The 13,737-nt window shown below is 36.8% G+C and carries 7 protein-coding genes; 3 read left to right on the top strand and 4 right to left on the bottom strand.

Annotated elements, in window-relative coordinates:
• Positions 1–327 precede the first annotated feature (327 nt).
• Positions 328–2,295 carry an S-layer homology domain-containing protein gene (locus RT445_RS19500; protein ID WP_313471355.1) on the top strand — a complete coding sequence of 656 codons (1,968 nt, stop codon included), beginning with the start codon at positions 328–330 and terminating at the stop codon, positions 2,293–2,295.
• Between the two features lie 359 nt (positions 2,296–2,654).
• Here RT445_RS19500 and RT445_RS19495 read toward each other — a convergent pair whose 3' ends face one another.
• The 4 genes from RT445_RS19495 to RT445_RS19480 form a co-directional block, all read right to left on the bottom strand.
• Positions 2,655–4,574, bottom strand: coding sequence for an N-acetylmuramoyl-L-alanine amidase (locus RT445_RS19495; protein WP_312504927.1), 1,920 nt, complete (start codon positions 4,572–4,574; stop codon positions 2,655–2,657).
• A gap of 232 nt (positions 4,575–4,806) precedes the next feature.
• On the bottom strand, positions 4,807–5,712 hold the full coding sequence (locus RT445_RS19490; protein WP_274795596.1) for a C40 family peptidase: 906 nt from the start codon (positions 5,710–5,712) through the stop codon (positions 4,807–4,809).
• Positions 5,713–5,933: 221 nt separating this feature from the next.
• Positions 5,934–7,001, bottom strand: a complete 1,068-nt coding sequence (locus RT445_RS19485; RefSeq protein WP_313471352.1) for a CAP and S-layer homology domain-containing protein — start codon at positions 6,999–7,001, stop codon at positions 5,934–5,936.
• A 188-nt stretch (positions 7,002–7,189) separates the two neighbouring features.
• On the bottom strand, positions 7,190–11,188 hold the full coding sequence (locus RT445_RS19480) for a cell wall-binding protein (RefSeq protein WP_313471350.1): 3,999 nt from the start codon (positions 11,186–11,188) through the stop codon (positions 7,190–7,192).
• A gap of 480 nt (positions 11,189–11,668) precedes the next feature.
• On the opposite strand from RT445_RS19480, the gene RT445_RS19475 reads away from it, so the two are divergent.
• Positions 11,669–12,346 carry a hypothetical protein gene (locus tag RT445_RS19475; protein WP_313471348.1) on the top strand — a complete coding sequence of 226 codons (678 nt, stop codon included), beginning with the start codon at positions 11,669–11,671 and terminating at the stop codon, positions 12,344–12,346.
• Positions 12,346–13,605 carry an efflux RND transporter periplasmic adaptor subunit gene (locus RT445_RS19470; RefSeq protein WP_313471346.1) on the top strand — a complete coding sequence of 420 codons (1,260 nt, stop codon included), beginning with the start codon at positions 12,346–12,348 and terminating at the stop codon, positions 13,603–13,605. Before RT445_RS19475 ends, RT445_RS19470 begins: the two co-directional genes overlap by 1 nt.
• Positions 13,606–13,737: the final 132 nt, after the last annotated feature.

Raw genomic sequence — 13,737 nt, 5'->3', positions numbered from 1 at the left:
CAGACTACCTACAACTGCATATGCAAGCTAAAACAACTTCAGAAATGCTTTAATTAGCATTTCCCATAAAAGCCATACATTGTTTCTTAGTAAACAAGTATGGCTTTATTTTTATGTACTAACATAAATAACATATATAATAGAAGAAACTCATGTAATTTTTCGTTCACTCCCCTGTTTAGCTTCTTGTCTAATTCTCTCTACACATTCCGAAAGAATACTATTTACCTATAATAAGCTGGTATATTTTAAGTGATTTCTAACATTTGACCCTTATATTGATTGTATAACTTTGTTAAAATGATATCAGTTTAGGAGGGTAAAACTATGAAAAAACTATCAATTTTTATGTTGCTCATGATGCTTGTTGGTCTAGTTATTTGGCAACCACAATCAGCCTATGCTGATGAGCTGTCAGGACATATGCATGAAAGCGGGCTGCGTTATTTAATTTCCAAAGAGGCTTTACTTAAAGATACAAATGGCAGCTATCGTCCAAATGCAACGGTTACACGCGGTGAATTTGCCACATACATAGCAAAAGCTTTAGATTTGGACACAAAAAGCGCAATAACGTTTACAGATGTCCCTGACACATATTTGTATGCAAAAGAAATTAAACTTGCTGCTACTGTTGGAATTATCACAGGCTATACAGATGGCACATTCAAGCCAGACGCAAATATTTCAAGAGAGCATATGGCAGTTATGCTCATTAGAGCTGTTGATTATTTAAAAATACCAAAAGGTACTTCCTCTATTACATTCAAGGATAATGCCACTATTTTCAAAGATTTCCGTCAGGATGTTGCAATTGGTGCACAATTAGGGCTTATTAAAGGAAGCTCTAATGGCATGTTCTTACCTAGAGATAATGCCACAATCGGCGAAGCTTCTACTTTCATCCTTCGTTTAATTCTTCTTGCTGATCAGGTAGATACAGGCAGTAATGAAAACAGTGAAAATACCGACAATAATGAGAATGGCAATTCCAATAACAATGGTAATACGGGGAATGAAGGGAATACAACTGCCTATATTTTGAAAGAAATTTCAAATGGGACTCTAGTAGACAAGCAAACTTTCACTAGCTTTGAGGCTGCTGAAAAAGCGATGTCAAATAGCTCGTTCGTGATTACGCAAAATAATAAAATTATCAAAATGACTTCAGGTTACGTTGTAACGAATAATTATGTTGCACTGAATTCTGAAACAATTAAGGATCAAATCGCAGTTGCTGGTAATACAGAAATGGAATACCTAGGCAGCGATGCTACACAAGTAAAGGTGCGCTTAGCTGGTCATGTAGGCTATTTAAAACAGGCTGACGTTAGCTTAATTCCCTCTGCTTTAGTAAAGGGACGTTCTTATTACACAAATGAGAATGGCGAAATAAAACACACTTTATACGATTATAAAACAAATAAATATTCATCTAGTTACGTCTACGGTAAGGCCCCTAGCTTTATGAAGCAAGGTGAAAAATACTTTAGCTGGGATGGCATTAATTTCACCAATGCAAACGGCTCTTCCAAAGGAGAAGGCTACAATTACTATCAATTCTTACCTGCTCGTGCTACAACCCACTATACAGCCGAAGAGATCGATCAATATATTATGAATAAACTAGCGGAAGTAGAAAGCTCTGGTGCTTCTATTTATAAGAATGCTACAACAAAAAGTAAGCTAATTGGCTTAGGCTCTGTATTAAAAGACATAGAAGCTAACGCTCACATTAACGCTATGCTGATCCTAGCTCTTGCACAGCATGAGAGTGCCTATGGTATGAGTGATCACGCTCAAAACTTGAACAATCTATTTGGATTATATGTTTATGACACGAATCCACTGAACAAGAAGTTTGATAGTGTTAGCGCCAATATTAATGAGCTTGTTGAGAAGTTTTTACAGCCAAATTATATTACACCAGGCGGACGTTATACGAATGGTGCAGTTGTTGGCTCAAAGGCTATCGGCTTTAACGTAAAATATGCCTCTGATCCTTTCTGGGGCGCTAAAATCGCTGGACACTACTATCGTGCTGAAAAATCCTTAGGCTTTAAAGATGCAAATAACCCTTATAAAATTGCACTAACTACAACATCTGGTCTGAATGTTCGTGCAGATGCATCAACAAGTCAAAGCCCATTATTTACATTTAGTAAAAGTAATATGCCGGTAATTGTTACAGATACAAGTGCAAATGGTTGGTATCAAGTGATTTCAGATAAACTTCACACGGAACCAGCCTATATTAGTAAAGATTATATTAAGTTCATCAATACCGTGAAATAATAGCAAATGGCTGCCTTCAAGCAAGGCAGCCATTTTTATACTGTCGACACAATGAATCGAGATGTTCAACTCGATTCATTGTGCTATTTACTCTTCTCTATCGCATCTGTAAAGACTCATTCAATGATTTCTTATCGCTTTGCGCAGATTTATTTATTGTGTGAGAAATATCGTAAACGTTCTCTATGATAATTCAATAATACTCTTCGTCCCACGAAAACAAAGGCAAACTCTCAAATTTAAATGATCTCCATTAACTGCTTTCCATAGTTTGTTTGATTTTCACGAAGTGGGGTATGTATAAAGTAAGAAAAAACGATCCCAAAAGCTTGTACACCTTTGGAATCGTTCCTTAAAACTTATTGTTTTTTATAATATTGCAAAATACCGTTGTAAATAGATTCTGCAAATAGTTTAACGTATTGGTCATTTGTCATTTTATTGTTATCCTCAGTATTCGTTAAGAACCCAAGTTCTACTAAAATAGATGGAATGACCATATTACGAATTACGTAGTATTGCTCTTGCTTCACACCACGGTTTTTCATGTTTAAATTGTTAACAATTTGGTTGTTAACAAATGTAGCTAAATCAATGTCCTCCTGATACATATCTCCAGTAGATATTGCATAATATGTTTCAGTACCCTGTGCTGACGCATTGGCAGCAGAGTTGACATGGACACTAACGAAAATCTCACCATAGTTTGCTTGAGTGAAGTCTACACGATCTTGTAATGATGGATACGTATCACCAGTACGTGTCATATAAACTTTTGCACCAGCATTCTCTAGTAATTGCTTCACTTGTGTACTAACTTTTAATGTAATGTTCTTTTCAGCAGCAGAACCTTTTACAGTCCCTGGATCTTTACCACCGTGACCTGGGTCTAGAATGATAATACGGTTTTGTAAAGGCTTATTATTTTGATTTAACAGTTTGATATAGGATTTATGAACATATCCTGTTTGACCATCATATGTGATTTCTGCCCAATAACCATTAATGCTGTGAACTTGGACATACTTTCCTTTGTTTAATTTAAATAACACTGCTGAAGTTGAATTACTTTGACTACGTACATTGAGGTTATCAACTGTTACTCTTCCTAGTACTTCTCCTGAAGCTGGAGGTGTAGTTGGTGGTGGTGTTGGGTCAGGCTTTTCTTCAACAACAGCATCTTCTGTGCTTGCTGCAACGACATAACCTGGTAAACCATTAACTTGTGTTAAGTAATAACCACCGACTTGCTTATAAACTGGTAATTTTTCTTTATTTTTGATCGTTAAAATGGCTTTAGATGAAGAAGTTGGTTTCACATATAAATTGATATTAAATTTAGGTGTTACTTCTTTCTCTACTGAACCTAATTCATTGCCATCTGCATCTAAAAATTGTGCATATTGTTTAAAGACATAAGCGTAGGCACCTTTATAGGTTACTTTTAACCAATTGCCTTCTACTGCATAGACTGATAATTTACCGCCTGTATTCACTTTACCTACAATGTTAGCGTTAGAACTAGAATCCATTGTTTTACGGATATTTAAGCCATCTGTTGTCACCTTTACTAAGCCAATCACTTGAGATGTATCAGGCACAGACGAGCCTTTCACGGGCAATTCTAAACGATATTTTTCATTGTTTGCACGTGCAACGAATAGTGAAAATTGTGAACGTGTTACTGTGCTGCTTGGTAAATACGTTTTACCTGTCCCATTTGTAATACCATTATAATAAATAGTATTAATATATTTCACATATTCATGTGTGATTCCAACATCCGTAAATGGTGAGTCAATTCCCTCATATTCACTAGTATCTAAATTAAATGCCTTTGTTAATACATAACTCATTTCACCACGAGTTAGAGGCTTGTTCGGTAGGAATTGACCTTTGATATTTTTGTCGAATAATCCTAATTGTACAGCACGTTCTATGTAACCTGACATTTCTGTGCCGACTGTAACATCTGAAAAGCTTGATTTATTCACGACTAATGGTTTGTTACCTGAAGCAACAACTACCATTTTAGCTGCTTGTCCTCTTGTTACACTATTATTTGGGCCAAAGACTCTTTTACCATTTACAAAGTAGCCTTGAATCACACCCAAATTTACTAAATAATTGATTTCTTCATAGGCTGGGTGATTTTTAGTGACATCTTCAAATGTAATATTTGAATTAGTAGCTGCACTGACACTTGCACTATGTATCGTTAACATAGAAGCCGAAATGAATAAGACGCACAAGATAAGACTAAGTTTTTTGATGTTCAATGTCTTATTTCCTCCCTTCTTGTTCTCTTAACGTGTCCATTTTAACAAAATTAGCTAAATTACGCATCATACAATAGAACTGTTAAAATTAATTTTTTCCAAGCAACCCCTTTCCTACAAAATTATCATAAAAATAGAAGAGTCTGCGATTGCAAACCCTTCTTCCATTATACGTTATTCAAAAGATCATTTCTTGCAATCTATAACATAATTTACTGTAAATTACAGAAAATTATCGTTGTTGAATTCTATCAATAAATACTTTTAGTTGATTGATTTTTAATAGCTCGTCAGATCCGAAGCTTCCATCTCCATCACCATTTGTAATACCATTTGATGCAAGAATAGAAACATAGCTACTAGCCCAGCTATCTTGTGGTACATCACTAAATGCTACTGTGTCACCTTGATTTTCAAGGCCAAATGCTAAAACTAATACTTTTGCAATTTGCGCACGAGTAATAGGTGAAGCCGGGTTGAATTTACCGTTAGCATCGCCCTCAAAGATTCCTAATTTCTCTACTGCTGCGATAGCACCTGCATTGGCACTTGTTGGTTTAACATCTACGAAACTAGTAGTTGTATTGGATGTATCTAAGCTCAAAGCTTTTGCAATTTGTACAGCTACCTCAGCACGAGAAGCATAGACTGAAAAGTCAATGGCTGCTTGTTTTACTTCAGCTGCATCAAATGTAGCAACACGTTTAGCCCCTACATAACGAGAACCCCAATAGTACGGGTCATCAACATTTGAATAGCTTACACCTTGGCCAGTTTGAGAGTGGATCATTTTACCATCACCTATGTATATACCCACATGTGAAATACCACTGCCACTTGTATTGAAAAATACTAAATCGCCCACTTGAAGATCGCTCTTTGCTACTGCAGTACCTTGTTGATACTGTGAGCCTGACGTACGGTTTAGTTGAATACCTAAGTCTGAAAATACTTTAGAAGTAAAGCCAGAGCAATCAAAACCGCTAGTCGTTGTACCTCCGTATTTATATGGAACACCTAAATATTTAGAAGCTGTATCTGTAACATCTGCTTTAGTCGCTGCTTCAGCAGTATTTATATTAGTAGTTGAAAATAACATGAAAGATGCAAAAATCGGTAATAACCATTTCTTATTCATACTTTTGTTATACCCCTCTCAAAACTTTTTTGCCTATACATAGACTATCACAAAAGAAGCAATAGTTATTTTTCAATTGTGTAACGGTTTTAGACAGCAAAAAAACGCTGTAATACCAACGTTTGGAGGTATTTCCAGCGCTAAAAAGGGAATTTTTTTATCATAATTTGGAGCTTTCGTAACATTCCTGTAATATTAGAGACTGATTGTTACATAACAACTTATTGACTAGAGAACATTTGCACCCAATAGTAATTTCCTTTGCTATCCTGTGCTATTGCAACACCTGTATTCGTATAGTGTTCTTTTAAAATATTATCTCGATGGCTAGGTGAAGCCATCCATGCCTTTACAGCAATTTCAGGAGCTTTAATATTTCTCGCAATATTCTCTCCAAAGCTCGTATAATCATAATCAAATAATGTCGCTAAATCCCAAGGTGCCCCATAAAATGGCGATACATGTTCAAAATAATGACGATTCACCATATCTTGCGCTTTAATAATCGCAATTTGTGTCAGCTCTGGATCATAGATAACAGGTTCCAGCTTGTTTTTCTGTCTTTCAACATTAATTAGTTCAATGACCTTTTTCGACCATTCAGTAGAAAGGTTGATAGTTGGGATATAATCCTTTGCCAAATAATCATAGGCTACTTCAAGCTTTTTTACTTTTTGTTGAAATGCAATGCTTCTCTCAACAAAAACAGCAAACTGTGCCCGTGTAACCATTCGGTCTGGTGCAAAATGTTTAGCATCCACCCCGCCAATAATACCTATATCTGCTAAAGATTCGATATAATCTTTTGCCCAATGTGTGCGAGAAATATCTGCAAATTGGCTGTTATTATTGCTGTCTACTTTAAACTGATAGGCCAATGCCAGCATTTTGGCTACCTGCATACGCTGTAATGGCTCCTCTGGATGAAAGGCATCGCTTTTTTGAATGATACCTAGCTGTACAAGCTGGCAAATTTCTTTGTAATACGGATGCGTTGCAGGAACGTCCTTAAAATTTGCTGAATTCGCAATATCTACGTTTGTCTGAAGAGAGCGTGCAATGGCAGCAGCAGCCTCGGCCCTCGTAATAGCTTGCTCAGGCTTGAATGTGTTATCACTGTATGTAGTCATATATTGTTTAGTGAGCATATGTTGAATCGAAGCATTTGCCCAGTATGAATTTGTCACATCCACAGCTTTTGCGGATGCCGCTTCTACTTGACTAAAATTAGTTAAACTTCCTACGGTTGCAGCAATTGAAAGTACTACTATATAAAGTATTTTTTTCAACAGAGCTACCTCCTCACGATGGGAAATAAAATGGGGACAGTAAAAAAAGTTCACCATATACTATAAGATACGAATTTCAAATGATATAGTTTCACTTTTTTGGAAAATAATCAATGGAGTCATCATTTTCTCATTATAAAAGGAGTTTTCCCGTAATATGCATTGGGAAAACTCCTTTTTATTAAAAACTATTCAATCATTTTAAGATATTCTTCAAGAATGCGGTAGTTATACACTAACCCCTGTTGCTCAATCGACAATGCACTGTAATCCTTTTGTGCAGCTAATACTTTTTTCTCAAATGATGAGCTATCTGGATCAATACTGCCAATAGCTTGAACCACTTTAAGAACAGAAGCCACATCTTTTTCTGCCTGCTTTAAGACATCCTCATTAATGACTTGTCCTCTCATTTTAGAATCCAGCGCTTTATAAGCAGCTACAGCATTTGCCACATCTTCTATATACGTAGGTGAGCTTGGTGTAAGTCCCGCTATTAACTCTACAACCTTCTTGACATCAGCCATACTTTTCTCTGCCTCTAAAAGGATAGCATAATTGGAGATGCGCTGTTTATCCGTAGTATTCAAGCTGTCATACTCTTTACGCACCGCTTCAACCATACCGAAATAATACTTGTCCTTTGGATTCAATTTAGCAATATTATTATAAACCTTGATAACGTTGTCTAATGAAAGCAATAGCTGGTCGTTATAAACATAGCGTCGTTGATCAGCATTGAGTTTGTCGTAGGCTTTTAAAATCTTTTGATATTGACTATTCATATCCTTAGCTGTTAGGAGTCTGTCAATATCCTCCACCACACTAATGACAGGCTTAATTAGCTTCTCTTGATCCTGTAACACTCTGTAATTTTGTACAGCTCGTTGCTGATCCTTTGGTAAAGCATTAAAGGCAGCACGAATTTCCTGTACACGTTTCACATATTGCTTTGGCTCAACAGATGGTAAGTCTTCAATCATTTGCATCACATTACCAGCACCTAAAATGCTCGTTTCTGCCGCTTGCAATAAGTAGTAGTTTGTTACATATTGCTTCATATCGGCAGGCAATGCATCATAAAGTGAACGCGCTCGTGATGTATCCTGAAGGAATGTATTACTTGAAGCTTTTAGCTTGCTAATCAATTCCATGACATTGGAAACAGGCTCATATTTTAAAAGGACATCAATATTATCAATGTATTTCTTTTGATCCTTTGATAATTTATCATACGCTTTGCGTGCAGAGTTTACCTTACTTGCAAAGCTTTTCGATTCAGGATCTAATTCATTAATTTGCACCATCACACTTAAAATCGGTTTAACTGCTTTCTCGCGTGTTGTTAAATCTTTAATATTCGTCACTAATTTCTTTTGGTTAGAGGACAGCTTATCATAGGCTACACGCGCATTCATTAGCTTCGTTAAATAATCCGCATCCTGCTCCTCAGTTAAATTAATAAGCTCAATAACGCCTTGCGCTAAGCCCTGCTCATTTTCAGCTGCCACTAGTGCATCATAATTCACAATTGCCTCCTGCTTTTCTTTAGGCAATGCATCATAAATTTCTCGAGCCGTTTTCATATCCTGATAGAATGTTTTACTCGTTGGTTTTAATGAAGAAATTAAACCAATTAACGAAGCAACATCCTCAACAGCAGTGAGGCTGGCATAGTTTGTGACACGTTTTTGGGAAACTTGATCTAGCGCATTATAGGCTTTACGTGCAGCTAGCACCTTTTTTGTATAATCCTTATTTGTTGGATTTAAGGCATCAATCATTTGAATAACCTTGACGACATCCTTATTGGTTTTTTCATACGCACTTAACGTTTTGGCCTGCTCCACAAGCTTCTGCGCATTTTTATCCATCGCTTTATATTCAGCTGCTAGTTCGGCTACCTTTTTCACAAATGTATCAGGACCCTCATTCGACAATGCTGTGACACGGTCATCAAATGTCTTTGCTAGCGCAATATAGCCCTGTGCTTTTGTAAGGTCCTCGCTATTTACTACCTTTGCTTTAAGAGCTTCACCCAATTTATTAAACGCTTCATCAGCTTTTGCCACATCATCTTTATATGTTTTTTTAGATGGACTTAATGTACTGATTTGAACCATTACATCAATCACAGGTATCACATCTTTTAAATCTTTATAATTTTGGACAAACGTTTTATTGGACTCATCTAGCTTCGCATAAGCAGTAAAAGCTGATTTCGCTTTAGAAATATAGCTTTTAGAGGAAGGATCCAGTTTTTCAAATTGTGAAATGACATTCACAACCGATTTATAGGATTTTTCTAAATCTGTTAACACTTTAATATTTGTCACGCGTTTTTTCGCTGTTGCTGATAACGCATCATAATTTGCTCGTGCAGTCAATATTTTTTCAATCGCTATATTTTTATCTAGCAGACCAATTTCCTTTATAACGGCCTGTACCGCTTCTTCCTCTTTAACCAAAGCCTCTACTTTGTTTAGCAGCTGTGTTTTCAAATTAGTAAGAGCTGTTTCATATCCTTGCAATGTCGTATCTAATTGCTCCACTGTCTCTTTCAACTTGCTAAGCTGTGTGCCATAGTCAGCTGTAGGCTTTAATGTACTAATTGTTTTCGATGCTTCTGCGTATTTTTGAAACAGCGTTAGCTTTGGAGCTCCCAGCACTAATGTTTTATCATTGTCATTCAACTTGTTATAGGCAGTCCAAGCAGCGAGCGTTTTACTTTCAAATGTTTTTGCAGCTGGATCTAAATTATCGATTAACTTATCTACCTTTAATGCCGCACTTAAGTTTTTCTCCCACATTGTTAGCTCTGCTAAATTATTGACGATTTTTTTGACATCGGATGCTTTGATATTCGGTCCTGTAGGGTTATTGTAGGCTTCACGTGCCGCTTTAATGGCAGTTACCTTTTCCTTGTCTGTTACAGTAGCAATGTCTTTAATTTTCTTTTCAATATCTACTGCATAAGCAACATTTGCAAGCGCCACCTGCAAGTCCGCTATGTTTTTTACATACCCCTGAACATCCTTTAATTGATCGTATTCATTTTTTAGGTCAGTAACTGCCGTACGATATGCCTCTTCTTTAGATACACGCAGTGCTGAAATGCGTTTGGAGATATCCGCCGCTTTAAGATACTGTGTAATACTATCGTATTCTGTTTTCACTATTTGTTTTGAGGCTGCATCAAGACTGTTGTAGGATTTCTCTATAGCCGCCACCGCATTAATAAAACTTGAGGCTGAAGAGAAATCAATTGGTTGCTTAGCTTTTAACTGCGCAATGCTGGAAGTCACTTTTTCAACAGCCGACAAACCTGTCAACGCATCCTTATACTTTTTAAAAGGTGTGACCGTATTATCATTTGGATTATACGCTTCAACCACTTTCTTTTGATCTGCTGTTAGCCCATTATAATTTGTCGTAAAACTATTCATTCCAGGTAAAATAGTTGAATAATCCGGAGACTTCTCCAATAAATCAACCAATTGAACTAATTCTTTAGCTACTACTTCTGCCGTCGTTGCGTCTGCTATCAACTTGTTTAGCTTGTCAACATCCATTCCCTTGCTTTTAAAATAGGCATTACGTGCGTCGTCTTTGTATCCATATTGCAAGGAGGTGCCACGAATTGTTGTGGCAATACCACTAGCACTATTTAGAAGTGCTGCATCTACTGCTTTTTTATATTGATCCTGCACATATAAATACGATTTGTCTGTTGAATCATTACCTAAAAATTTGTCGTATTCATTCTTTGCATTTGCGACATCCACCAAAAATGTCTTACTGGAATATGAAATAGTACTTATTCGACTTCCAATGGTCTTAAGTTTAGCTAATAATTGACGTTGCTCCACTATATAATCATATTTTGCTTGAATAAATGCCTTCTCCTCGGCGTTAAAAACTGATTCATTCGAATTCTGTACTACTTTTATATCTCCTGCTGCTATTACCATTTCATCCTCTGTCGAATTCTCCGATAGCTTACCAAATTGTGCAATAAGCTGTTCTCTTGTCGTTGCAGCCGCTACCTCATTCGTATAGGCAACCTGCTCTGATTGCGTTGTAACGTGAGATTGGGCATCATTTTCTTGTGCGTTTGCTATAGCTGTAGGTGCTAATAATAGACTTGTTAAGACACCTGCTGTCAATTTTCGATTCAACCGAACCACCCTTTCATCGTTTATGTATAGTAAAAATGATTGTGCTCATTTCCATTTAGAAATCATGACTTTAGTATCGGTGTAAATCAAATGTTTTCAAGCCATTCTACTACATTTACAAAATTTTGAGCATTAAAAGAAGTTTTTCTAAATTACTAGCTAGAAAAACAGGAAGTTATTTCAATTATACTATACAATAGAATTATGTAGATTCAGGAAAAGATTTGACCATTTACTGAATTAAGAAAAAGTCTTCGGGAGATGTCACTGATTTTGGAAAGGTACTTTTCGACAAGCTCGAAAAAATCTGGACATAGTATGCCGAGACATAATGGATGTGGTGTTTTGCATCAAGCGACATACACTGACGAAATATGCTTTTTTCAATGAAATTCATGAAAAAAAACAGCTATTTTCATATGTCATAATGTCTTTACAAGGTGTATACTACAACTTTGATAGCCTAATTTGGAAGAAAGGACGCTGTTTATGTTTTACCACTATAAGTTCTGGCATAGCTTAAAAAATCCTACATACTTTACAAACGTCGTAGAGGAAGGCGAAGTCACTGGATATAAAAAACGCGCATTAACGGTGTTTATCCTATTCATCGCGCTATTCGCTGCTCGTGAATATTGGGGAATGGGGACAGAAAATTTAACGACCTTATTCGCTTCGGATTTACAAAATGAATACTTTGTAGCACGTATACTGTCAATGCTCGGTGCCATTTTGTGGGCGACCATCTATTTTTGCTTCCATTATTATGGGGTTACTTATCTATTACATTTATTAACGGACATTCCTTATACTTGGATAAAAAGAGTCCAGCTCTACGTTGTAGTCTTTCTACTTATTGAAAAAGCAATTCTCTTTGCAGTTTTCTACGCAGTAGGCTATACAACGATGTTTTCGTTCTTTTCTTTAGCTCCCGCTGCCTTACAACTGATTGAAACAGATTTCGTGTTATTCACTGTTAACCAATTGACGGTAACAACCGTTTTAATCATTATTGTGCAGTATTTATTCCTGTCCAAATGGGAGGAAGAAGCTAGCAGAAAGATGTTAGTAGTCAAATTGATTGGTATACAGCTATTTATGGCTCTATTTGTTGGCATGATAAGTGTTCTACCAATTAAAGAATGGATTGCTAGGGGGTTAGGATGATGGCATGGATTAAAGCAAGACCATGGACAAGTTTGACCATTGTGTTAGCGATGCTAGTAATCGGCATCAATGCCTATTTCGTCTTCAAGGATGATAGCAGCGTGACACGATCCTACTTTATCGACGAGTTTCAAAAGGCTCACATCGGAACAAATAAAGAACGTGTTAACAAGGAAACGATTGTAGCACCTGCTGAAATATATTCTATTACCGCTGATGCAACAAGCTTATCAGCAGTAAATGTAAAGCGCGGCCAGAAAGTCATGATGAATGATTTACTTGCTACCTATCAAACGGATGAAGTGGACGAGGAGCTAACAAAGCTTGAATCGGAACGTACAGCCTATGAAACTGAATTAAGCGATTTACAGGATGCACTTGATCAAATTGAGGATGAATACGGCGATGGCTCCGATCCAAAAAGCTCGATTAATACAGATCAAATGAATGATAAGCTTTCTGTTACGCTAAAATTAGAGCTTGCTCAGCAAAATTCACCATCAACAGCCGTTGCCCTGTTAAATCGACATATTGCTGAAACCAATCGTCAAATTGCGCTAATTGAGGCACAGATTACACAAATACAGTCCCGTCAAGGTATTGTCAGTCCAATCGATGGTGTTGTGTCAGCGATTAAAGAAGATGCTGGTGCACTGACGTTTGAAATCTATTCAAATGAAAAAGCCATGTATGCTTATTTATCCGAAAGTGAATGGCAAAAGGTTGAAGAAGGACAAACTGTTGATTTTAAGGTAAAGCATGTTAAAGATGATGCATTATCTGGCGTCGTATTAGATAAACAAATGATTGCGACAGATGATCAAACATTTTGGGCAAATGAACTAGCCAAAACAGCAGCATTGCCACAACCAACAAATTATGAAGTCAAACTACAACAAGACGCTCCTTTAGAGGACATCCCATTTTCAACAACGGGTAAAGCTTCTATTATTGTCAATGAAGCGTTCGATTCCTATAAGGTCGATAAATCGTGGTTAGCAACGACTAAAAAGGGCAATAAAAAGCTGTATATTATCAATCAGGATGGCAAAATTCAGCTGATCGATATCAATGTACAATTTAATACTGCTAAGTCAGCTATTTTTATGGACTATGTAGATGAAGGAACGCCAATGCTCACTAATGAGAAGCGTAATATTGAAGCCTATACCTTCCGCACATTACCCGTTGAAAAAATACAATGGAACCACTTTAAAGATTTAACGTGGAAACAATATTTGAAATACATCGTTTTCTAATCTAAATCCGCTTCGCCTTTTTTGGGGCTAGGCGGATTTTTTGTTATTTAAAAGTCCTTTTGAGAAAAGCAAGCGAGGGGTTGATTTCCGTTCCGCCAGCGTCCTTTCCAGGGGGCGTCCGATGAGCCGCTT

The sequence above is a fragment of the Lysinibacillus sp. genome (genome assembly GCF_032093475.1).
Lineage (GTDB): Bacteria > Bacillota > Bacilli > Bacillales_A > Planococcaceae > Lysinibacillus > Lysinibacillus irui.
Note: the sequence above shows the minus strand (reverse complement) of the source record. Positions and strands in the feature narration are given on the sequence as shown.

Coding starts and splice junctions, on each gene's coding strand:
- RT445_RS19500 (WP_313471355.1), top strand. CDS start 328: ATGAAAAAACTATCAATTTTTATGTTGCTCATGATGCTTGTTGGTCTA.
- RT445_RS19490 (WP_274795596.1), bottom strand. CDS start 5,712: ATGAATAAGAAATGGTTATTACCGATTTTTGCATCTTTCATGTTATTT.
- RT445_RS19475 (WP_313471348.1), top strand. CDS start 11,669: ATGTTTTACCACTATAAGTTCTGGCATAGCTTAAAAAATCCTACATAC.
- RT445_RS19470 (WP_313471346.1), top strand. CDS start 12,346: ATGGCATGGATTAAAGCAAGACCATGGACAAGTTTGACCATTGTGTTA.